Annotated in this window: 26 protein-coding genes and 1 tRNA gene; 18 read left to right on the top strand and 9 right to left on the bottom strand. The window is 68.3% G+C overall.

Features of this window, described 5'->3' with window-relative positions; all coding sequences use genetic code 11:
• Window positions 1-11: 11 nt before the first annotated feature.
• From ABJD39_RS00360 to ABJD39_RS00350, 3 genes are all read left to right on the top strand, one after another.
• Window positions 12-650, top strand: coding sequence for a hypothetical protein (locus ABJD39_RS00360; protein ID WP_348610611.1), 639 nt, complete (start codon window positions 12-14; stop codon window positions 648-650).
• Window positions 647-1,321: a hypothetical protein gene (locus tag ABJD39_RS00355; RefSeq protein WP_348610608.1), complete on the top strand. Its 675-nt coding sequence runs from the start codon at window positions 647-649 to the stop codon at window positions 1,319-1,321. Before ABJD39_RS00360 ends, ABJD39_RS00355 begins: the two co-directional genes overlap by 4 nt.
• Before the next feature lie 115 nt (window positions 1,322-1,436).
• Entirely contained in the window at window positions 1,437-1,637 is a 201-nt protein-coding gene (locus ABJD39_RS00350) for a dodecin (RefSeq protein WP_348610606.1), read from the top strand.
• A gap of 13 nt (window positions 1,638-1,650) precedes the next feature.
• Here ABJD39_RS00350 and ABJD39_RS00345 read toward each other — a convergent pair whose 3' ends face one another.
• Window positions 1,651-2,706, bottom strand: coding sequence for a mechanosensitive ion channel family protein (locus ABJD39_RS00345; RefSeq protein ID WP_348610603.1), 1,056 nt, complete (start codon window positions 2,704-2,706; stop codon window positions 1,651-1,653).
• Window positions 2,707-2,837: 131 nt separating this feature from the next.
• Here ABJD39_RS00345 and ABJD39_RS00340 point away from each other — a divergent pair, with 131 nt between their 5' ends.
• The 3 genes from ABJD39_RS00340 (at window position 2,838) to ABJD39_RS00330 (ending at window position 5,130) form a co-directional block, all read left to right on the top strand.
• Window positions 2,838-3,719: a proteasome assembly chaperone family protein gene (locus tag ABJD39_RS00340; RefSeq protein WP_348610600.1), complete on the top strand. Its 882-nt coding sequence runs from the start codon at window positions 2,838-2,840 to the stop codon at window positions 3,717-3,719.
• A 118-nt stretch (window positions 3,720-3,837) separates the two neighbouring features.
• On the top strand, window positions 3,838-4,875 hold the full coding sequence (gene trmB / locus ABJD39_RS00335; RefSeq protein WP_348610597.1) for an HTH-type sugar sensing transcriptional regulator TrmB: 1,038 nt from the start codon (window positions 3,838-3,840) through the stop codon (window positions 4,873-4,875).
• 90 nt (window positions 4,876-4,965) lie between these two features.
• On the top strand, window positions 4,966-5,130 hold the full coding sequence (locus ABJD39_RS00330; protein ID WP_348610594.1) for a hypothetical protein: 165 nt from the start codon (window positions 4,966-4,968) through the stop codon (window positions 5,128-5,130).
• A 54-nt stretch (window positions 5,131-5,184) separates the two neighbouring features.
• Here ABJD39_RS00330 and ABJD39_RS00325 read toward each other — a convergent pair whose 3' ends face one another.
• A complete protein-coding gene (locus tag ABJD39_RS00325; protein WP_348610591.1) occupies window positions 5,185-6,249 on the bottom strand; it encodes a M20/M25/M40 family metallo-hydrolase in 1,065 nt (354 codons plus the stop codon).
• Window positions 6,250-6,382: 133 nt separating this feature from the next.
• Here ABJD39_RS00325 and ABJD39_RS00320 point away from each other — a divergent pair, with 133 nt between their 5' ends.
• Window positions 6,383-6,655, top strand: a complete 273-nt coding sequence (locus ABJD39_RS00320; protein ID WP_348610589.1) for a hypothetical protein — start codon at window positions 6,383-6,385, stop codon at window positions 6,653-6,655.
• Between the two features lie 18 nt (window positions 6,656-6,673).
• On the opposite strand, the gene ABJD39_RS00315 is transcribed toward ABJD39_RS00320, so the two are convergent.
• The 3 genes from ABJD39_RS00315 to ABJD39_RS00305 form a co-directional block, all read right to left on the bottom strand.
• Window positions 6,674-7,531, bottom strand: coding sequence for a succinylglutamate desuccinylase/aspartoacylase domain-containing protein (locus tag ABJD39_RS00315; protein WP_348610587.1), 858 nt, complete (start codon window positions 7,529-7,531; stop codon window positions 6,674-6,676).
• Between the two features lie 53 nt (window positions 7,532-7,584).
• A complete protein-coding gene (locus ABJD39_RS00310) occupies window positions 7,585-8,670 on the bottom strand; it encodes a M42 family metallopeptidase (protein WP_348610584.1) in 1,086 nt (361 codons plus the stop codon).
• A 96-nt stretch (window positions 8,671-8,766) separates the two neighbouring features.
• Window positions 8,767-9,252 (bottom strand): DUF309 domain-containing protein, encoded by a 486-nt coding sequence (locus tag ABJD39_RS00305; RefSeq protein ID WP_348610581.1) that lies wholly within the window; start codon window positions 9,250-9,252, stop codon window positions 8,767-8,769.
• A gap of 130 nt (window positions 9,253-9,382) precedes the next feature.
• Between ABJD39_RS00305 and ABJD39_RS00300 the strand changes: the two genes are divergently transcribed.
• Window positions 9,383-9,664 (top strand): hypothetical protein, encoded by a 282-nt coding sequence (locus ABJD39_RS00300; protein ID WP_348610578.1) that lies wholly within the window; start codon window positions 9,383-9,385, stop codon window positions 9,662-9,664.
• A 63-nt stretch (window positions 9,665-9,727) separates the two neighbouring features.
• A tRNA-Leu gene (locus tag ABJD39_RS00295) sits at window positions 9,728-9,811 on the top strand.
• A 151-nt stretch (window positions 9,812-9,962) separates the two neighbouring features.
• Here the strand turns inward: ABJD39_RS00295 and ABJD39_RS00290 are convergent.
• Both ABJD39_RS00290 and ABJD39_RS00285 read right to left on the bottom strand, forming a co-directional pair.
• Window positions 9,963-10,214 (bottom strand): hypothetical protein, encoded by a 252-nt coding sequence (locus tag ABJD39_RS00290; RefSeq protein ID WP_348610575.1) that lies wholly within the window; start codon window positions 10,212-10,214, stop codon window positions 9,963-9,965.
• Window positions 10,215-10,359: 145 nt separating this feature from the next.
• On the bottom strand, window positions 10,360-10,677 hold the full coding sequence (locus ABJD39_RS00285; RefSeq protein WP_348610572.1) for a hypothetical protein: 318 nt from the start codon (window positions 10,675-10,677) through the stop codon (window positions 10,360-10,362).
• A gap of 170 nt (window positions 10,678-10,847) precedes the next feature.
• On the opposite strand from ABJD39_RS00285, the gene ABJD39_RS00280 reads away from it, so the two are divergent.
• Both ABJD39_RS00280 and ABJD39_RS00275 read left to right on the top strand, forming a co-directional pair.
• Window positions 10,848-11,669, top strand: coding sequence for an inositol monophosphatase family protein (locus ABJD39_RS00280; protein WP_348610569.1), 822 nt, complete (start codon window positions 10,848-10,850; stop codon window positions 11,667-11,669).
• A 341-nt stretch (window positions 11,670-12,010) separates the two neighbouring features.
• Window positions 12,011-13,138 (top strand): hypothetical protein, encoded by a 1,128-nt coding sequence (locus tag ABJD39_RS00275; protein ID WP_348610566.1) that lies wholly within the window; start codon window positions 12,011-12,013, stop codon window positions 13,136-13,138.
• 2 nt (window positions 13,139-13,140) lie between these two features.
• On the opposite strand, the gene ABJD39_RS00270 is transcribed toward ABJD39_RS00275, so the two are convergent.
• Entirely contained in the window at window positions 13,141-14,610 is a 1,470-nt protein-coding gene (locus ABJD39_RS00270; RefSeq protein WP_348610563.1) for a type IV pilin N-terminal domain-containing protein, read from the bottom strand.
• A gap of 90 nt (window positions 14,611-14,700) precedes the next feature.
• Between ABJD39_RS00270 and ABJD39_RS00265 the strand changes: the two genes are divergently transcribed.
• The 7 genes from ABJD39_RS00265 to ABJD39_RS00235 all read left to right on the top strand — a co-directional run bounded on the left by ABJD39_RS00265 (window position 14,701) and on the right by ABJD39_RS00235 (window position 20,494).
• The gene (locus ABJD39_RS00265) at window positions 14,701-15,150 is read left to right on the top strand and encodes an Lrp/AsnC family transcriptional regulator (protein ID WP_348610560.1); all 450 of its coding nucleotides are present in this window, start codon (window positions 14,701-14,703) and stop codon (window positions 15,148-15,150) included.
• A gap of 82 nt (window positions 15,151-15,232) precedes the next feature.
• Entirely contained in the window at window positions 15,233-16,408 is a 1,176-nt protein-coding gene (locus tag ABJD39_RS00260; RefSeq protein ID WP_348610558.1) for an HD domain-containing protein, read from the top strand.
• 100 nt (window positions 16,409-16,508) lie between these two features.
• Window positions 16,509-17,756, top strand: coding sequence for an HD domain-containing protein (locus ABJD39_RS00255; protein ID WP_348610554.1), 1,248 nt, complete (start codon window positions 16,509-16,511; stop codon window positions 17,754-17,756).
• Entirely contained in the window at window positions 17,753-18,865 is a 1,113-nt protein-coding gene (locus ABJD39_RS00250) for an amidohydrolase family protein (protein WP_348610551.1), read from the top strand. The genes ABJD39_RS00255 and ABJD39_RS00250 overlap by 4 nt, the downstream gene beginning before the upstream one ends.
• Before the next feature lie 91 nt (window positions 18,866-18,956).
• Window positions 18,957-19,358, top strand: a complete 402-nt coding sequence (locus ABJD39_RS00245; RefSeq protein ID WP_348610549.1) for a dehydratase — start codon at window positions 18,957-18,959, stop codon at window positions 19,356-19,358.
• A 99-nt stretch (window positions 19,359-19,457) separates the two neighbouring features.
• Window positions 19,458-19,652 carry a hypothetical protein gene (locus ABJD39_RS00240; RefSeq protein ID WP_348610546.1) on the top strand — a complete coding sequence of 65 codons (195 nt, stop codon included), beginning with the start codon at window positions 19,458-19,460 and terminating at the stop codon, window positions 19,650-19,652.
• Window positions 19,649-20,494 carry a 3-keto-5-aminohexanoate cleavage protein gene (locus ABJD39_RS00235; RefSeq protein WP_348610544.1) on the top strand — a complete coding sequence of 282 codons (846 nt, stop codon included), beginning with the start codon at window positions 19,649-19,651 and terminating at the stop codon, window positions 20,492-20,494. The genes ABJD39_RS00240 and ABJD39_RS00235 overlap by 4 nt, the downstream gene beginning before the upstream one ends.
• Window positions 20,495-20,585: 91 nt before the next feature.
• Here ABJD39_RS00235 and ABJD39_RS00230 read toward each other — a convergent pair whose 3' ends face one another.
• Window positions 20,586-21,077: a DUF456 domain-containing protein gene (locus tag ABJD39_RS00230; protein WP_348610541.1), complete on the bottom strand. Its 492-nt coding sequence runs from the start codon at window positions 21,075-21,077 to the stop codon at window positions 20,586-20,588.
• Between the last annotated feature and the right edge of the window lie 14 nt (window positions 21,078-21,091).

The following is a 21,091-nucleotide window of genomic DNA, read 5'->3' as shown; positions in this document are numbered from 1 at the left end:
TAGCGGGTTCCATGACGCAGTCGGGACTCCGTACCGTCGTCAAGGACCGGCGGGCGAACGCGGTGATCGGCTGGGCGGTCCTCGCGTTCATCGCGGTCAGCGGAGCGATAGAGTTGGTCTCGGGGGAACAGGTGTGGGGAGCGCTCGTGCTCGCGCTGGTTGCCGTCGCCGTCGTGCCTCCGGTCGTGTTCCGTAACGCGACCGCGATGCTGCCGTGGGAGGTGCTGGCGCTTGCATCGCTCCCGGCGGTTGGCCGGACGCTGATCGTCGGGGAGACCGTCGGCGGGATCACGTTCTCCGGGCGGGTGACGACGTATCTCGCGGTGGCGACGGTCGCACTCATCGTCGCCGTCGAGCTGAACGTATTCACTCCCGTCCGCATGACACACTCGTTCGCCGTCTTCTTCGTGACTATCGCGACAATGGCCGCGGCGGGCGTGTGGGCGGTCGTCAGGTACTTTTCGGACACGCTTCTGGGCACCCGGCACATGCTCGACGGGCGTCCCGAACACGCGATCGAGACGGCGATGATGTGGGACTTCGTCGCGGCCACCGTCGCGGGCGTCCTCGCCGGCTTGCTGTTCGAGTACTACTTCCGTCGCCGCGCCGCGGGGGCCGATCGGGTCGACGTCGAGGTGACCAAGGCGTGAAAGTCCGCGACCTGGTCGGGATATCACCCGAGCGACAGGAGCAAGCGACCCGGGCCATGCAAGTGCTGATGGTGATGTTCCTCGGGATCGGGATCGAGCGCGGCTCGACGGGGCTGATCGTCAACGGCCTCGTCGCGCTCGGGGTGACGTTCCTCCCGGCGGCACTGGAGCGCGAGTACGACCTCCCGATGGACGCCGGATTGACGCTGTGGATCACCTCGGCCGTCTTCCTACACGCGCTCGGCGTCGCCGGGGTGCCGGGACTGACCGGGAACCTCTACGCCGACGGGAGTCCGATCCCGTTTTGGGACCACATCACCCACGCGCTGTCGGCGTCAGTCGTCGCGGCGGTGGGCTACACCGTCGCCCGGGCCATCGACGAACACACCGAGGACGTGTACCTCCCGCCGCGGTTCATGTTCGTGTTCATCCTGGTCTTCGTCGCCGCGTTCGGCGTGTTCTGGGAAGTGCTGGAGTTCGCTATCGGCGGCGCCGCGGCCGCCCTCGGCTCCGGGAGCGTGCTCACCCAGTACGGGCTGGAGGACACGATCTACGACCTCGTGTTCGATCTGGTCGGGGCCGTGATCGTCGCCGTCTGGGGGACCGCCCACCTCACCGACGTGGCCGGCGCGGTGACCGAGCGGATCGACCGGCGTCGCGGTACGCGCTGACGGGACGATCCGGCGCGACGCCGCCGGTACGGTGTGTGTCTGGGTCCGGATTCCTCGGGGGCGAACCGCGCTCGCGGATACTTTTTTGGGCCCCGGCGGAGAGCGGACGTGTGAGATGGTCTTCAAGAAGATCACGCTGATCGGCCGGAGCACAGAGAGTTTCGACGATGCCACCGACGACGCGATCGACCGCGCCGAGGAGACGCTGGACGAGGTCCACTGGGTCGAGGTGGAGGAGTTCGGGGTCGAGGTCGCCTCCGTGGACGGGCGACAGTATCAGGCGGAGGTCGTGGTCGCGTTCGAACTGCAGGAGTAACGCCCGCGGACGCTCAGTTCTCTTCAGGTCCCGAGCCCGCGCCGTCGGCGGCGCCGCCTTCCCCCGCCGCGGTGTGTGACTCGTGGGTTGCGCGCTCGTGTGAGACGCCGCCCTCGTCGCGCATCGCCACCTGTGCGACGCCGCTCGTGTCGTCGAACACGAGGTGGCTGTGGGGGTAGGCGAACTCCACGTCGATGGAGTCGTCGGCCTCGAGGATGTCCCAGACGGCGGTCTGGACCTGCGACCGGACGGTCAGCGGCTTGAACGGGTTCTTCGCCCAGTAGCGCAGCTTGAGTTCGACGCCGTGGTCGCCGTAGGCGTCGATGTAGCAGGTCGGCCTCGCGGGGTAGCGCGCGACGCCGATCCGGATGTCCGGTCCGCCCTCGATGACCGTCTCACAGGACGCGCCCGCGCGCTCGATCAGGCTCCGCGCGCGTTTGATGTCGGACTCATAGGTCACGACGACCGGGAGCGTGAGCCGCGTGCGCTCGTCCTCGGCCGAGAGGTTCGTGACGCGATGGTCGCGGATGTAGGAGTTGGGGATCACCTCGAAGGTGTTGTCGACGGTGAACACCTTCGTGTAGCGGAGGGTGATGTCGTCGACGAAGCCCCGCGTTCCGTCCGGGAGTTCCACCATGTCGCCGATCTCGAACGGCTGGTCGGCGAGCACGAACACGCCGCTGATGATCGACCCCACGATCGGGGCGAGGACGACGGCGACGACAGCCGAGAACACCGTGACCGAGAGGACGATATTGCCCAACTCCACGCCCGCCGCGGAGAGGCCCGCCGCGCCGAACAGCAGGATGACCACCAAGCGGATCCCCCTGAGAACGACGTGCGCGACCGACTCGCGTGCGAACCGGCGGGCGACGGGCCGTCCCAGCAGGCGGAGGGCGTACGTGGAGACGACCGCTCCGAACGCGAGGAACAGGACGACCACGGCGATAGCGACCCCGGGAACGGCGAGCGCCGACTGGTACGCGTCGGCTAGCCCGTCCAACAGGTTCGTGACGGCCGACGCGAGCGGCGTCACGGTCGCGATCACCGCGGTCGTCCCCGAGTGCATACCGCGGGGGTCGGCGCCGGCCCGAAAAAGCGTTCCCCTCACGTGATCGGCGCGGCGACCGCCGCGTGACCGATCGACTCCGGGCCGGAATGCCCGGTACTGCTAACACGGAATCGACCGTATCCAGTGACATGAGCCGTCACACCGAGCCGACGACGTTCCACGTCGCGACCGACCGCGAGCCCGCAAGCACCGTCATCGCGGGGTTCTCCCAGTACGGTCTCGCGGGCCTGACCGCCGCCGACTTCCTCGTCGACCACCTCGAACTCGAACAGACCGGACACCTCGGCGCGGAGGGGCTCCCGACGATCACGCCGTTCGAGAACGGGCGCCCACGACATCCCACACGGTTGTTCTCCCGGGATGATCTCGACGTGACGTTCCTCGTTGGGGAACTGTTCGTTCCGAACTCGCTCGCGGAGCCGTTCTCGCGAACCATCCTTGACTGGACCGAACGGGCGAACGTCGACGAGATCGCCGTCCTGTCGGGGGCGCCGTTCCCGCACGGCCCGGCGGAACACCGCGCGTTCTACGTCGCCAGCGACGACTACCGGGCCGAACACTTCCCCGACGACGAACCCGCCGTCAGTGAGGACCCAGCCGCCAGTGAGGATCCCGCCACCGGTGACGAACCCGCCGCCAGTAAGGATCCCGCCGCCGGTGACGAACCCGCCGAAGTTGCTGCACCAGATACGCCCGACACGGCGGATCCGGGTACCGTCCAACCGATGACGAACGGCTTTCTCGACGGGACGAACGCGGCGTTGATGGCTCGATCGATGGAGTCCGATCTCCGCGGCTGTGTGTACGTCACGCCCGTTCACCCCCAGGTCCCGGACGTCGACGCAGCGGTCCGGCTCGTCGAGGCGGTCGAGGAGGTGTACGAGCTGGGCGTCGACACCGGTCCCCTCGAAGCGTTCGCGTACCAGATCGGCGAGTATTACCGGACCCTCGCCGAACGACTCGAGGAACACGCCGACGAGGAACAGCCGGCCGACCGGATGTTCATGTAGTCGGGGTGCCACCCGGGGAGTATGCCGTGCTCCGACCGACACGAACATACCTCCTTTCGAAAACGGGTACTACTCGTTCTTCAGTAAAACCCTTAGGGACGGATGCAAACAGGGAGGTATGACCGACGATCTCAGGACGACGATGGAGCGGGTCGGCGAGCGGTTCAATCTCGGAGAGTACGAGATCGACGCCTACCTCGCGGTGTTGGAGCACGGCGAACTCACGGCGTCGGAGATCGCCACCGAGACCGACATCCCGCAGCCGCGCGTGTACGACACGGTCCGGAGCCTCTCGGACCGTGGTCTGGTGGAGCTCCGGGAGTCGCGCCCGATGAAGATCGTCGCGGTCGACCCCGACGAAGCGTTCGGGGACATCCGCTCGTCGTTGTCGGAGATGGTGGACGAACTGGAGGCGCGCTACACCGCCCCGACCCGGGACACTGAGGCGGTGTCGCTGGTGAAGTCGCGCTCGACGATCCTCCGGTATCTCGAGGAGGTGATCGAGTCGGCCGAGTACGAACTGGCCGTTTCGCTGACGCCGGACCTGCTCCGTCGGTTCCGCGATGCGCTCGAGCGCCGCGTCGACGACGGCGTCGCCGTCGAGTTGCTCGTGACGCCGGCCTCGCGGGCCCCGTCGCCCGCGGAGTTCGACTACGACGCGGTCGCGACCGAAACGCGGAGCCGTCGCGGGATCACGACGCCCGTCATCGCGGTCGCCGACGGCGAGTACTCGGTGTACGCGACGCAGGACGCCCTCCGCGACGACCGCGACCGCTACGGCGTCATCTTCAACCGCTCGGCGCTGGGCTTCCTCGTGAGCGGCTTCTTCGGAACCGTCCTGTGGTCCACCGCCGAGACCGTCGCGACGGACGCCGAGGAGCGCCCGTTCCCCCGCACGTACGCGTCCATCCGTCGGGCGGTGAAGGACCTCCACGAGGTCGGCGGCGAGTTCGAGGCGACGATCTCCGGCCGAGACGTGGAGACCGGAAACGAGATCCGCGTCGAGGGCCCCGTCGTCGACTACGAGTACGACGCCTCCGAGCAGGTCGCCTCGTTCACGGTCGACGACCCCGACGGCGGCCGCGTGAGCGTCGGCGGCCTCGTCGCCGCCTTCGAGGACGTCGAGGGCCAAGAGATCGAACTGCGGCAGCAGTAGTCGATCGATCCGGACCGGAACTACCGGCCGACCCCACCGACGCGGGAACGGCGGAAACCGACAAGTATGTCGGCTCCGACATACCATCCGATGGATCTCTCCTGGTCATCGCTGTCGGACGATATCGCCCCGACGACCGTCCTCGTCGTCGGGTTTCTACTGTTCGTGTTCCCGGAGCCGGCGACCTCGGCGTTCGGAGCCGGGCTGTTGCTGTTGGGCGCAGCGTGGTGGTTCTACGAGTGGGATCGACCGTGACTGGCGTCCCCCGCGGTGCGACTTCCGCCGCAAGCAAGCGCCGTCGCCCGGAGATCAGATGTCGACAGTGAACGGCGCGTAGTCGGGCGTGCGGGCGGCCATGGCGCCGAACAGGTCCGCGACGGCGACGAGGTCGGCGGTGTCGATCACCTCCACGGGCGTGTGCATGTACCGGTTCGGGATGCCGACGTTCAGCGAGGGGATCCCCCCGCGGCTGGTGAAGAACGCGTCGGCGTCGGTCCCGGTGCGGATGCCCGCCGCCTGAAGCTGGGAGTCGATACCCTCGGTCTCGGCGGCCGCGCGCGCCAACTTGACGACGCGGGGATGGTTCGTGGAGCCGCGGGCGATGACCGGCCCGGCGCCGAGTTCGACCGGTCCGCGGTACTCGTCGTTCACGTCGGGGTTGTCCGTCGCGTGGGTCACGTCCGCGGCCACGGCCACGTCCGGGTCGAGGTCGAAGCCGATCATCTCCGCGCCGTTGAGTCCGACCTCCTCCTGAACGGTCGAGACGGCGTACACCGTCGCGTCGACGTCCGCCTCGACCGCGTGCCGGAGCCCCTCGGCGACGGCCCACGTGCCCACGCGGTTGTCCATCCCGCGTGCGGAGATCCGGTCGCCGTGGAGGTCGTGGACCGTCGAGGAGAACGTCACCGGGTCACCGACCTCGACCAGTTCCCTCGCCTCGGCCTCGTCCGCGGCGCCGACGTCGACGAACTGTTCGGCCACGTCCTCGATCTCGTCGTCGTCACGGTTCCGGAGATGGATGGCGGTCTGGCCGATCACGCCCTGGACGGGCTCGTCGTTGGCGTGAACTGTGACGTGTTGGCCCTTCGAGACGGTCCGATCCGAGCCGCCGACGCGAGTGAGCCGGAGGAAGCCGTCGTCGGTGATCCGGCGGACCATGAACCCGATCTCGTCGGCGTGGCCGGTGAACGCGATCCGGGGACCGTCGCCGCCCCCCTCGTGGACCGCGACGGCGTTGCCGTAGGCGTCGGTCCACACGTCGTCGGCGAACTGCCGGACGTAGTCGACCCAGACGCGCTGTCCGTCGGTTTCGAACCCCGATGGGGAGGGGGTGGTGAGAAGGTCGTCGAGAAATTCCCTGCGAGGTGCGTCCATACCGATGGTCCGGTGATCCTCGCCAATGAAGGCGCCGGTCGACGCGGACGGACTGCCGGACGGGGATCGGGACGGCCTGCAGCGGGATGACACGATCCAAACCAATAACACGTTACCGAACGAACGATCCGGTATGTCGGACTTCACGCTGTTCGAGCTGCACTTCCACGACGGGATCGACATCGGCCCCTCCTCGATCGGGAGCAGGAGTGGCGGGAGCGACGGGGCAGACGCCCTCGACGCGGGCGACGCGGACGAGGAGGACGAGTCGTCCGGACTCGGCAAAGCCGTGGGGGTCCTCGTGGTCGTGGCGGTGCTCGTCGCCCTCGCCGTCGGCGCGAAGAAGCTGTTGAGCGACGATCTCGAACCGATCGAGGAGCTCGAGGATCTGGACGACGAGATCTGAGTCGGAGCGCCCCGACGCCTACACGGACCAGTCGGTGAGCACGCCGGCGCGGTCGGCCGCGTAGCCGAACACGTCGGCGTAGCCGTACGGTGACATCAGCGCCGGATAGAACGACTCGTCGGCGGTGAACACCTCGCCGTCGGCGGCGGCGAACCGCTCGCCGACGGCCACCTCGGTGAAGTTCTCGACGAACACCTCGTACTCCTCGGCTTCGGGCTTCGGCACGGGATCGATGAGTTCGAACACGTCGACCGCTGCGTTCGGGTCCGCACACCGCTCGTCTTCGGGATATCCGCCGTCGGCAGCGGGCTCGGCGCCGGTATCCACGGACGCCGAAACCGGAAGCGCACCGGTCGCGGCGAGGAACCCGCGTACCAGTCGATAGCCGTTTTCGGCGGCTGCTTCGGTCCCCTGCAGGCCGCATTCGACCTCGATCGTGTGCGGATGCTGGATGAGCCGCCCCTCGGCGAGCCCCTCCGTCTGCAGCAGCTTCGTTACCGAGAGATGCGGGACGATGGCGCGGGCGATCTCGTCGACGGTCTCGGCGACCGCGAACGGCTCGTCGGTCGACTGTGTCGAGTGGAGCGCGAGCACCGTGCACCCCTCGAGTTCGGCCAGGAGGTGGTGTGCCAGCTGCGATTCGTGGGTGTCGCCGTTCGGGTCGCCGGGGAACGCGCGGTTCAGGTCCTCCTCGGTGTAGCGGACGCCCGCCTCGAGGGCCGCCTCGTTCGCGACGATCAGCTTCACCGGACGCTCCACGTCGGGGGCGGCCGCGAGCAGCCGGTCGACGGCCCGCGGGCCGCACGGCTCGTCGCCGTGGATACCGGCGACGACGGCCACCTCGGGAACGCCCTCGCCGAGCTGGTAGACTTGCATATCGGTTGTGGATCGGGAACGCATTTGAGCGGCGCGGTTCCGGAGCCGTCCCGTTAGGACTTCGAGGGGCGGTCGTCGCCGTCGACGGTCGCGGCGTCGGCACCACCGGGCCACAGCCCCGCCGCTCCGGCCTCGGCGACCGCGACGAGCAGGTCGACCGTCGCCGCGAGGTCGTCGACATGGGCGGTTTCGACCGTCGAGTGGTGGTACCGCACCGGGATCGAGACGGCGCCGACCGGCGTCGACCCCGCGGCCGTCTGGAGCGCGCCCGTGTCGGTGCCGATGTTCGCGGCTACCTCGCGCTGGAACGGCACGCCGCGGTCGTCCGCGAGCGCCTCCAGCCGATCGACGACCGCCGGCGTCGGCACGACGGTCGCGTCCTTGCGCTTGATCGCGACGCCGCCGCCGAGCGTCGTCACGCGGTCGGCGGCGTCGACGCCGGGGACTGCCCGTTCGAGCGTCCCGTCGACCGCGATCGCCACGTCCGGGTCGATGTCGACGCCGACGCCCTCGGCCCCGCGGAGGCCGACCTCCTCCTGCGTGGTCGCGACGTAGTGGACCGTCGCATCCGGGTCGGCCCGGGCGGCCGCCCGGACCACCGCCCACACGCCCGCGCGGTCGTCGAGCGCCTTGCCGCTCACGCATTCGCCGATGCGCTCGGTCGGCGCGCGCATCGTCACCACGTCGCCGACGGCGACGCGCTCGTGTGCTGTCTCGCCGTCGAGGCCGAGGTCGATCGCGACGTCCTCGACGTCCTGCTCGGACTCGGTGTCGCGGACGTGTGCCGGGATCGCGCCGATGACGCCGTCGATCGGATCCTCACCCGCGTCGGCGTGGACTCGGACCCGGGCCGAGCGGAGGATCTCCGGGTTCCAGCCGCCGAGCGGGCTCACTCGGACGAACCCGTCGTCGTCGACGTGGCGAACCATGAACCCGATCTCGTCCATATGCGCGGCGATCAGGAGTTCCGGGCCGTCCCCGTCGCTCTCGACGGTGCCGACGACGTTGCCCATGGGGTCGGTCCGGAGGCGATCGACGTGCCCGTCGAGTTCGTCGACGACGAGTTCGCGCGGTTCCGTCTCGAAGCCGACGGGGCCGTGGGACTCCGTGAGATCACAGAGCAGGTCGAATCCGTCCATGTCGGTCGGTCCGCCCGCGTGGCGAAAAGCGCGGGGGTCGCGGCCGTTGAGGGTGGCATCTGGGCGAGACAGCCGGAACAGGACGCCGCCCCTCAGTTAGTGCTCCAGCGACTCGACGTACTCGTAGTCCGCCTCGTAGGCGGTCGCGCGCTGGCCGTCGAGTGCTATCTCCCAGCCGTCGAGGACGGCCGGGTCCTCGAGCGCGCGGCGGAGGGTCTCGCGCACGTCGTCGACGGCGACGCCGTAGAAGTCGCCCGGAACCCCGTGAAGGTACTGCAGCGCCGTCTCGAAGAGGCTGCGCATGCCGTCGTCGTTCTCGAAGTCGACGTGCTTGTACGCCCCGGCGGCGACCTGGACCATCCCGTGGAGGAACGCGCTCTCGACCGAGCCGCCGCCGTAGTTGTACCACTCGTCCTCGAAGCAATCGTGCGACTCGTGGTAGTCGCCGGCGTTGAACAGCCGCACACCGTGTTCGGTGGCCCGCCGGAGGGTGGCGTGCTCCCAGACGCGCTCGTCGGCGCGCCATCCGGTCGGGTTCCCCAACGGCGGCGCGACGCTCAGATCGCGCGTGTGGTCGTCCATGTCGTCGGATCCGCGCGCGACGGTCGTAACACCATCGCCGCGACGGACCATCGATCGGGACGGTGTATCGCCGCGGGCGTGGAACCCGACGAACGGTTTTACGTCGTCGGCGCCGAGGGACGCGTACCTGATGGCTCTACTGCGACGAGTGGCGGCGTGGGTGCGGTCGGTCGGCAGACGAGCCCGACACGACGCGGTCCGGACGTGGCGCGTGCTGAGCGACCCGGGGGCGCGCCCGGCCGTGCTGTACGCGCTCGCGCTCGCCGCCGCGGGCGCGAGTTTCCTCCTGTTTCTCGCGGGCGACGGCGGGAGCCCCGACGGGGTGGAGTTCGGACTCCTCTTGGGCTCGTTCGGGACCGTGTTGTACATGTCGCTGCGGCAGGCGGGGTCCGCACCGCGGCGGGGACGCTGACGCGTCGGCCCCCGTCGAAAATCGGAGCATTAACCCGCCGGGGAATCGTCCCCGGAACTGCGTGCGAGGGTAGCCAAGCTCGGAAACGGCGGCGGACTCAAGATCCGCTCCTGTAGAGGTCCAAGGGTTCAAATCCCTTCCCTCGCATCGCCGGGGTCCACCCCCGTGATGCGGAAGACGCTCGCGGAGCGCTCTTCCCTCGCAAAACTCACTTCGAAGCCGACACCAGTACTCCCGAAGCCGTGGCTCTCCCGACTGCGAGGTATGAGAAGGGGCTCCGCTGTCGTCGGCGGTGTCGTTACGCTCCGCCGTCGGTCGCGACGCCGAGCAGTTCGTCGGCGACGCGGCCGGCGGCCGCCGGATCCGGACGCGCGCCGTCGCGAACCTCGTCGCCGAGGAGGGTCGCGAGGTCGGCGACGTCGTCGCCGTCCCCGGCGGCGTGGACGCGCTCGAACGCCGGACGATAGCCGGCCGCACAGCGTCGGCCGCCGTCCGTCGTCGTCGCGTCGATGACGTACTCGATCTGTCTGACCGCCTCGCCTGGGCGCATACACGATACGTCCACGTACTGCGCCTTAAGTTCGGTCTGAGTCGTATTCGAGTAAACAGTCCTCGCGGCCGCTCACGGCCGATATCGCCGGTTGAATCCGAAGCGCTACTCGCGCTCGAGTTGTCGATCCGGCCCCACGCGCATCTCACGGAAGTCGTCTGCGCATCGCGTTGAGGTACTCAATCGCGACGGGAGGATCGTCGGCGGCGAGGTCGGCGACGCGATCACAGCCGTGGACGAGCCGTTGCGTGTGCTCGTCGTCGGACAGCTTGGTTCGAGCGAGGGTTCGAACCGTCTCGACGGCGGCGACGGCGTCCTCGGGACGTCCCTCGCGGACGGCGACGCGAGCCGACTCGACTAACTGCGTGAGCACCGACTCGACGTCCGCCGGATGATCGCCCGGATCCGCGGGCGCCGGAAGGCGGGTCGTGTCGCGCGCCTCGTCCTCGTCGTCGTCGGGCACGTTCAGGAGGTTGCTACACGTGAGAATAAAACTCCCGCGGGGGAAGCGACCCTGCAGCCGCGCGCCAGTCGGTGCTCCGGGTCCTCAGTCGCGGCGGCAACCCGCTATCCGGAACTGACGCGCCGTCCGGAACCGACGGCTATTCCGGGCTGGTATCCGAGAGAGTGCGCATGACAGCGCAGGGATCCGTCGAAGAGGCCGATCGGACGGCGGTCGCGGAGGCGGCCGCGCGGGCGGGGGCGGCCGTCGTGGACGGGCGGTTCCGCGACGACATCGATGTGGAGCACAAGGACGGGAAGACGGACGTGGTGACCGAGGCGGACCGGGCGGGGCAGCGGGCCGTCATCGAGCGGATCCGCGAGACGTTTCCGGACGACGCGATCGTCGGCGAGGAGGAGGACGAGCTGAAGGCGGTACCGGACACCGGCGCCGCCTGGGTGATCGACCCCATCGACGGGACGAACAACTACGTCCGCGACATCAGGGCGTTCGCGACGGCCGTCGCCGCCGTCGTCGACGGCGAGCCCGTCGCGGCCGCGAACGCGCTGCCCGCGATGGACGACGTGTACGTCGCCGACGCCGACGCGACGTACCGCAACGGAACGCGCGTGACCGTCAGCGACCGGACGGATCCGGAGACCGCGGCGGCGACGCCGACGGTCTGGTGGGACTTCGATGCCCGCGACGAGTACGCCCGCGCGTGCGCCGAGATCGTCGAACGCTTCGGCGACATGCGACGGTTCGGCTCGGCGCAGGTGACGCTCGCGATGGTCGCCGAGGGCGCGCTCGACGCGACGATCACGAACGTCGACTGCAACCCCTGGGACACGGTCGCCGGCGTCCACATGGTCCGGACGGCCGGCGGGACGGTGACGGATCTCGACGGCGACCCGTGGCGCCACGACTCGTCGGGACTGGTCGCCTCGAACGGCGGCGTGCACGAGGAGGCGCTCGCGGCCGCGCGGGCGGTCCGGTCGGTGGCTGGGGAGTAGCGTCCGGATCGATCCGGCGCCGGTCACGGAGAGAGCAACTCCGCCCGGGCCACTGTCGTCAGAATTCGTCGACTACCCATTGTTCGACTGCACACCAGCCCCGGTGACGACTGTGCTCGAACGAGAAACGGACCGCCATGAGCTTCACACGCAACGCCGGCCAGACACTGCCCACCTCGGCACCGAATCCGGCGTGTCAATCCGGTAGAACGTATCGAGCAACATAAGAGGATGTCCAACGGGTATACCAAGAGACCGTGTCTTCTGGATCAACCGACCGTGGCGTCTCCACGTTGATCGGGGCGACGATCCTCTTTGGGTTTCTAGTGGTGTTGTTAGCGATGTACCAAGCGCAGATCGTCCCGCTGGAGAACGAACAGGTAGAGTTCGACCACAGCCTCGAGGTGCAAACGGATATGCTCGAGCTCCGGAATGCTATCCTGGAGGCCGACACGCAGGGTACTACGACGTTCGCCACCGTCCAACTCGGAACCTCATACCCGACGCGGATCCTCGCCATCAATCCACCGCCAGTCAGCGGGTCGCTGAGAACAGGCCCGCCTCAGCCCGTCACCGTCGTTGACGGGACAGGCACCGCGGTTACGGGGATCTGCCCGACAGGCGCACCGATCCAAACGCGCACCTTGGAGTACACGCCGGGGTACAACGAATATCGAGACCATCCGACGCTCGTGTATGAGAATACAGTCCTGTATCTGAACTTCAGCGGGCAAAACATCGTGCTGACCGACGAGCAACTCGTCCGGGGCGACACGGTCAACATCAATCCGTTGAACACATCGTTCAGCGAGTCCGGACGTACCAGCGTTTCCGTCGAACCCACCCCGGGGCTCACGCGCACCCGAGAAGTCCAGGGAGCGACCGTGACTACCCCGACGAGCCTGAGCGAGGAGACATGGGAACAACTCCTTGAGGAGGATGTCGACCCCGAGAACGTGACGGTCAGCGATGGAAATCTCACGATCGACGGCGCCGGCGATATCGAAGTGAACTGTGCACCGGTCGGGCTGAATGACGCGCCGCCAGGCGGTGCGCGTGGTGCTGGCGGTGTCGAGATCAATCCGATCGGCCCGAACGATGTGGCGATCACCGGATTCGCGCGCCCCTCGAATGACGTGGTGGAGGTGACATTCAACAATACCGCCAGCCGCGACACGAACGTCACCGAAGCACGGATTTCGTTCTACAACAATCCCAGCGACACAGGCGGCGACATTGGGCCGTTGGACCTCATCGACCAGAACGGCGACACCGTCGCACAACTCGAGATTCTCGGACCGAACGTCGTGCTCGACCCCGAGATCTGGTTCCCCGGCAACGAGACCGAAACCACGCTCACGATCAGAAATACGGGCGGCGAGAAGTTCTCCCAGGACGACTTCTTTGTCATCGACTTGGTGTTCGCCAATGGCGAGCGCGGGACGTACTTCGTCGACATTCCGGCGTGAACCTATGGGGGATCGCCGTTGTCGTCACCGTCAGCCACATGCGGTTCCGACTGCGTATCGGTCTTCCCCTCGTCGTCTGAAACGACGAGTCGAATGATGTACTGATCTTGTTTCCCATTTGGCTCGCGGAGCGTTCCAGTGAGCTCGCCGGTGTCACTCCCGCTGGAGAACGACCCGCTAGAGTAGGTGATCGTATCCAACACCTGCTTTCCGTTCTTACTTAACAACTGGAGCGTCGCGTTCGCCAGGTTCCCGTCAGCGTCACTTGCACGCCACGTCACCTCGAATGACACGTTAGCGTTATTCCCCTGCTGTAACGTGACTGTCGTGTCACGCACGCTCAAGTTGTCGATGGTCGGAGGTGAACCCGTCCCGCCCGAGGTGCCGTCGCCGTCGGCGACATCGACGGTAGTGGCGGTCACGTCGTTGCCATCTAAATCACTCGCCGTGATGTTGATCCGGTACTCCTCGTTGTCGTTCTTGCTGCCGGCGGGGTCGGTGAGAGTTCCCGTCCGGGTGCCCGTGGTGTTCACCTCGCCGTAGGTATCGGTCACGTTGTCGAGGACGGCACCGGAGCTCTCCTTGATGAGTTCCAGCGACACTTCGACGAGATCGCCATCGGGGTCGGAGACGTTGTACGTGTACTCATACGAGACTTCACCACCCGCACTGGTATCGGTTGCCTGGAACGTCTCGATTTCTGGTGGGCGCAGCCCGATGTCGCTGTCTGCAGTATCGACTTTACTGGAGCTGGCGGTGTTGCCGAATGCATCGGTGACCGTGAGACGGATCGTATACACCTGCCCGCCACCGCTCGCATTCGAGAGTGGATCCGTGATCGTGCCGGTGGAGGCAACCTGTGAGAACGACGTGGTGGCCGTGTCCACAACCGTCTCATCCGAGATGAGTTCGACCGTTACCTCCGTAATATCGCCTTGCGGGTCGGTGGCGTTCCACGTCACCTCGAAGGAGGCGTCCCCATCGACGCTGGTGTCGTTGACCTCGAACGTCTCGATCGTCGGCGCGACGGCAACCTCTGTCGAAGCGATCGTCTTCGTCTCGTCATAGAGGATGTAGCCGTTCGTGGACGTGTCGATGAGGCGGATCTGCACGTCGCCCACGAACGACTGTGAGACCGTGATCGACTCGCCACCGGCAAACACGGCATTTCCGTCCAACTCACTAGCCTCGCGATCAGTGGGGTCTCCCAGGTTGTAGCGGACCGTAGTGTCGCCTTGTCGAAGGACGAGAAGAAGGTCTGAAAGGGGGTACTCGGTCCCGCCCCTGTGCGTGAGTGTAAGCCGGTCCGACTCCAGCGTCGTCTCGAAGGAAGCGGGGCGCTCAGTAGACTGGATCTGGCTGGTTTGGTACCCGAGAACGGCGACCCCGATGCCGGTCATCGCGATCACCAACACCGCCGTAAGGAGGACCGTCCCGATGATCTCGCTTTGTCCCCGATCCACCCCTGCCATACGTCGTATCGAGGCTGTGGCAGTACAACATAAAGAAGCCTCCGTCACGGGAACCCAAACCGCAAAGGTGCCGAGGCGGCAGAACCCGCTATGGAACTCGACGACACCGACCGGGATATCCTCCGAATCCTTCAGGAGGACGCGCGGACGCCGTTCAGCGAGGTCGCGCGCCGCATCGACATGTCGAGCGCGACGGTCCACGACCGCGTCTCGCGCATGGAGGAGGCGGGCGTACTGCGGGGTTACCGCGCGGAGGTCGACCCGAAGGCGCTCGGCTACGGCGTCTCCGCGTTCGTCGGGCTGCGAGTGCAGCAGGGACACGAGGAGGAGGCGCTCGAAACGCTTCGGGCGGTGGAAGGCGTCCGCGAGGTTCACCTCACGACCGGCGAGTACGACGTGATGATGCGCGTGTACGCCGAGTCGACCGACGATCTGCGGGATCTGATGTTCGGCCAGATCGCGACGATGGACGGGTTCGACCGGTCGCAGACGATGGTGATCCTCGGGACTGACTACGAGGAGCCGGGCGTGCCGATCTGATCGGAGCCAACCATCGGCGCCGTCGCGGCCCCACACGCCACACCGACAGCACTACACGCGACACGCACACCACCGATCCAGCATGAAGGCGATCAAGGACAGCGTCCACGACTACATCACCCTCGACCCCGTCGCGCAGGACCTCCTCGACACGCGGACCCTCCAGCGGCTGCGCCATATCAAGCAGCTCTCCACCGTCCGACTCGTCTACCCCTCCGCCTCCCACACCCGCTTCGAGCACTCGCTGGGCGTGTATCATCTCGCCGACCGTGCGCTCGAATATCTCGGCGTCGACGGCGAGCGTGCACGCCATCTCAGAGCCGCCGCCCTGCTTCACGACGTGGGTCACGGTCCGTATGGCCACCAGACCGAAGAGGTGATCCGCCGGCGCACCGGCGTCGATCACGACGAACTCGGCGATCTCCTCGGCGATACCGACGCGGGCGAGGTGCTCCGCGAGCACGGGCTCTCGATCGACCGCGTCGCCGCGATCGTCCGCGGGGAGGGCGAGCTGGGACAGCTCGTCTCCGGCGAACTCGACGTGGACCGGATGGACTACCTGGTGCGCGACGCCCACCACACCGGCGTCCCCTACGGCACCATCGACCACGAGCGGCTGATCCGCGAGCTCACCTACCGGGACGGCTCGCTCGTGCTCGCTGAAGGTAACGTCCAGACGGCCGAGTCGCTGCTGCTCGCGAGGGCCCTGATGGACGCGACCGTCTATCGCCACCACGTCTCCCGCGTCGCCGGCGCGATGCTGGAGCGGGCCTCCGAACAGCTGCTCGAATCCGACGCCGGGATCGGCGTGGATCGGTTCCGTCGGATGGCCGACCACGATCTGCTCGTCGCGCTGCGCGAGCACGTCCCCGCGCTCGGCGAACGGATCGAGTACCGCGATCTGTACAAGCGAGCGGTCTGGACGGACCTGTCGGGAACGCCGGCGGACGTGGTCGAACTCGGTCACGGCGACGAGCGCGCGGCCGAGCGCGATATCGCCGACCTCGCCGGCGTCGACGACCACGAGGTGATCGTTGAGGTCCCCAGCCGGCCGACGTTCACGGAGGCCGGTAGTCGCGTCGTCGTCGACGGCGTCCCGCAGCGGCTCGAGGACGCCTCCGAACTCGTCTCGGGGCTGCGGGCGGCCCAGCGCGCCGGCTGGCGGATGGGCGTGTACGCGCCCGCCGAGCACACCGACGCCGTCGCGGCCGCGGCCGAGGACGTGCTCGGCGTCCGGGCGGGGCCGATCCGGGACTGACTCGAGAACGACCGCCGGCCGTCACCGCACGCGGTTCGGTCGGGTCGTCGCCGACCGCGTCGCCCACAGTTTATCAACGATGCCGGCGAACCCCGGCGCAATGACGACCATCAAGGACTCCGTCCACGACCACATCTCCGTGGACGGGGTCGCCGAGGATCTCCTCGATACGGGGCCGGTCCAGCGGCTCCGCCGGGTCGCCCAACTCGGGACGGTGAAGCTGGTGTATCCCTCCGCGAACCACACCCGCTTCGAGCACTCGCTGGGGGTGTACCACCTCGCCGACCGCGCGCTCGACTCGCTGGGTGTCGGGGGTGTCGAGGCGGAGCGCGTCCGCGCGGCCGCGCTGCTGCACGACATCGGCCACGCGCCGTTCTCGCACAACGTCGAGGAACTGATCCACCGCCACACCGGCCTGTACCACGACGACGTGACGGACCTGCTCGTCGACACCGAGGTCGGCGAGGTGCTCCTCGACCACGACCTCGACCCCGAGCGGATCGCGGGACTCATCGCCGGCGAGGGGCAGTACGGCCAGTTGGTCTCCGGCGAGCTCGACGTGGACCGGATGGATTATCTGGTGCGCGACGCCCACCACACCGGCGTCCCCTACGGCACTATCGACCACGAGCGCCTCGTCCGCGAGCTGACGTTCGCCGACGGCGACCTCGTGCTCGACGAGGGAAACGTCCAGACCGCAGAGTCGCTGTTGATGGCGCGCGCGTTGATGACGCCGACCGTGTACGCCCATCCAGTCGCGCGGATCTCGAAGGCGATGCTCCGCCGGGCGACCGAGCGCCTGATCGCGACGCCGGACATTTCCGCCGACAGCGTCCGTCGGATGGACGACTACGACCTGATCAGCGCGCTGCGGATGACACCGGAAACAGAGACGTTCGCCGACCGGTATGATCGTCGAGACCTGTTCAAACGCGCCGTCTGGGCCGAGTACGACGACACGCCCGCCGCGCTTCGTGAGGCTGACCACGGGACGGTCCGGGAGCTGGAAGCCGATATCGCCGAGCGCGCCGCGGTCGACGCGTCGGAGATCGTCCTCGACGTGCCGGCGGAGCCGTCGATGGCGGAGTCGACCTCGGAGGTGCTCGTCGGCGGCGAAGTCCGTCGGCTCGGCGACCACTCGCCGCTCGTGACCGCCCTGCGAACCGCCCAGGAACAGCAGTGGCGCATGGGCGTGTACACCGTCGCCGATGCAACCGACCGCGTCGGGAAGGCGGCCGTCGACGTGCTCGGGCTCGACATCGAGGGGACCCTCGTCTCGGACGTGCGCCAGCGCGTCCACGCGACGCTCGACGAGTTCGAGACGGACGCCGCGGGGGCGAGCGAATGAACCGCGATGACGGGCGATCGACCGACGAGGAGGCCGCAGACGCCGCGGGCGTCACTACCTACGAGGAGGCCGCAGACGCCGCGGGCGTCACTACCTACGAGGGGACGATCCTCGTCGGCCGCGACTTCGAGGCCGTCGAGGGTCGCCTCGTCGTCGAGGACGGAACGATCGCGGCGATAGAGGAAGCCTCCGTCGCCAGCGACGACATCGTCTGCCCTGCGTTCGTCAACGCCCACACGCACATCGGCGACTCCGTCGCGAAGGAGGCCGGCCGCGGGCTCGACCTCGACGAACTCGTCGCGCCGCCGGACGGACTGAAACACCGGATCCTCCGTGACACGCCCGCCGAGGAGAAGGTCGCGGCGATGCGCCGCTCGCTTCGGTACATGCATGCGACGGGGACGACCGCACACGTGGAGTTCCGCGAGGGCGGCGTCGCCGGCGTCGAGGCGATCGAGGCCGCGGTCGACGGCCTCCCGGTCGAGTCGGTCGTGCTCGGCCGCGAGACGGTCGACGCGATGGAGCACCCGTTCGCCGCCGGATTCGGCGCCAGCGGCGCCCGCGACGCCGACTTCGACGCCGAGCGAAACGCCACCCGCCGGGCGGGGAAGCTGTTCGGAATCCACGCCGGCGAGCGCGACTCGCTCGACGTCGGGGCGGCGATGGATCTCGACCCGGACCACATCGTCCACATGGTCCACCCGGACGAGACCCACCTCGACCGCCTCGCGGACGCACAGTGGCCGGTCGTCGTCTGCCCGCGCTCCAACCTCGTCACGGGCGTCGGCGTGCCGCCCGTCCGCGAGCTGCTCGACCGCACGACCGTCGCGCTCGGGACGGACAACGTGATGCTCAACAGCCCCTCGATGTTCCGCGAGATGGAGTTCGCCGCCAAGCTCACCGACGCCTCCGCGGTCGAGGTGCTGCGGATGGCGACCGCGAACGCCGCCGAGGTCGCGGGCCTCGACTGTGGCGTGCTCGCGGAGGGCCGTCCCGCCAGCCTGGTCGTCCTCGACGGCGACAGCGACAACCTCGCGGGCGTCCGCGACCCCGTTCGCGCGGTCGTGAACCGCGCTGGCGAGGGGGACGTGAAGGCGGTCGTCCCCTAACCGACGGGTCCCGTCGGCCCCATCGTCGCCGACGGTCGGTCCGTCGGACGGCGGCGACACGCCCAAACCACGGGCGTCCGATGCGACGAGCATGGATCCCGACGACCTGCCGTCACCGGGGACGACGCTACGATACGAGCGAACCTTCACCGTCGAGGAGGTGGAGGCGTTCGCCGACCTCTCGGAGGACCGCGGCGAGCACCACGAGGTTCCGGACGAGAACGGCCGACTACTCGTCCACGGACTGTTGACGGCGACGATGCCGACGAAGATCGGCGGCGATCTCGACGTGCTCGCGCGGACGATGACGTTCGACTTCCACCGGCCCGTCTACACCGGCCAGCGGATCGGGTGCGAGGTCACTGTCGAGTCCGTCGACCGCGACGGCGACGGTGATGACGACCGCGCGGCGGTCGAGGCGGACATCGTCTGTTACCGCGACGGCGACGAGGTCGTACTCACCGGCGGGTTCGAGGGCGTCGTGTTGGGGTGAGCGACCGGAGTGCTAGCCGGTTCGGGTCGTCGTCGGCTGCCCGGTGACGCCGGCGTCACCGACGCGCGCTTTGATGACGCCGGGTGCCGTGCGTCGCATATGGCCTGTCCACACCTCGAATACCGCGAATCGGACGGCGACCGGGCGTTCGACACCGCCCGCGCCTTCTGTGCGATCGCCGACGAGTTCGTCCAGCCGGTGCACGCCGACATCTGCAACGAGCGCTACGGACTGGACCCGAAATCTGACTGCGAGATCTTCCGCGAGCACGCGGGACTGGATTGGGACGAATGACCTACGAGGAGTACCTCGACGGCAAACCGGTCGTGATCACGGCGGCGCTCACGGGCGGGATTCAGGGGAAGGAGGCGCACCCGGACCTCCCGGAGACGCCGGCAGAGATCGCCGAGGCGGCCGCGGCGGTCGAGGAAACCGGCGCCGCCGTCGTCCACCTGCACGCCCGCCGCGAGAACGGCGAGCGCGCCTTTTCGACCGAGCGCTTTCAGGCGGTGACCGACGCCGTCCGCGGCGCGACCGAGGACGTGATCGTCCAACACTCGACGGGCGGCACCGCCGCGCCGGACGCCCTCCGCGCGGAGCCGCTGCGGACGGACCCCGCCCCCGAGATGGCGAGCCTCGACATGGGACCGATGAACCGCGGCCGGCGCCTGACGAGCGAGAACACCCGCGACACCATCGACGGCCTCCACGCGGAGATGCGCGAGCGGGGGATCAAGCCGGAGCTGGAGGTGTTCAACAACGGGCACCTCAACGAGGCGTTCCGGATCCTCGACGATCTCGCCGACCCCCCGTACCTCAACCTCATCTTCGGGCCGGGGACGCTCGCGCCGCCGTCGCCGGCGAACCTCCAGCGGATGGTCGACCAGCTTCCCGCGGGCGCGGAGTTCAACGTCATCGGGTTCGGCCCGCATCAGCTCCCGCTGACGACGCAGTCGCTGATCCTCGGCGGGCACGTCCGGGTCGGGCTGGAGGACAACAGCTACCTTCGAAAGGGAGAGTTGGCGACCAACGAGGCGCTCGTGGCGCGGGCGGCCCGGATCGCCGAGGAACTGGGTCGCCCCGTCGCGTCGCCGGCGGAGGCGCGAGACCTGCTCGGCGTCGAGTCGCGGCGCTGAGTCCGCTGGAATCGGCACCGTCGGGGTCCCGGCCGTCGGTCCAAAGGGACGCTCTCGCCGGGGATCGAACAGCGCGAGGGTGGGTTCGTCCTCACAGAACGAACACGACCGCGACGAACCCGGCGAGGATCGACAGCGTCAACGCGAGTTGGGCGACCGACGAGGCGAGCATTCCGGCGACCGTGTAGCCGGCGGCTCGGACGGCTGCCACCGGCTCCTTTCCGGCGTACAGTTCGGCGCCCAGCACGGCGACGGCGGTGCCGACGAGGATGCCGAGCGGGCCGAGCACGAAGAACAGCGCGAGCGACGCGACGCCCGCGAGCACCATCGTCGTCGTCTCGGCGCCGCCGGCCTTCGAGGCGAGCGCGCCGCCGAGGTGCTCGACGGCGAACGCGACCAGCCCGACGAGCACGAACACGATGACCCAGCCGACCCCCAGCGAGGGCGCCGACGGCGGCGCGAGGAAGTAGTAGACGAGGACGCCGGCGGCCGAGAGCGGTCCCGCCGGGACCAGGGGCACGACGCTCCCCACGACGCCGGCAACGAGCAGCGCGACCGCGAGGAGCATGACGAGGTCGACCATAGATCACGTCTGGC

It is taken from the genome of Halobaculum rarum, assembly GCF_040025155.1.
Taxonomy (GTDB): Archaea; Halobacteriota; Halobacteria; order Halobacteriales; family Haloferacaceae; genus Halobaculum; species Halobaculum rarum.
Note: the sequence above shows the minus strand (reverse complement) of the source record. Positions and strands in the feature narration are given on the sequence as shown.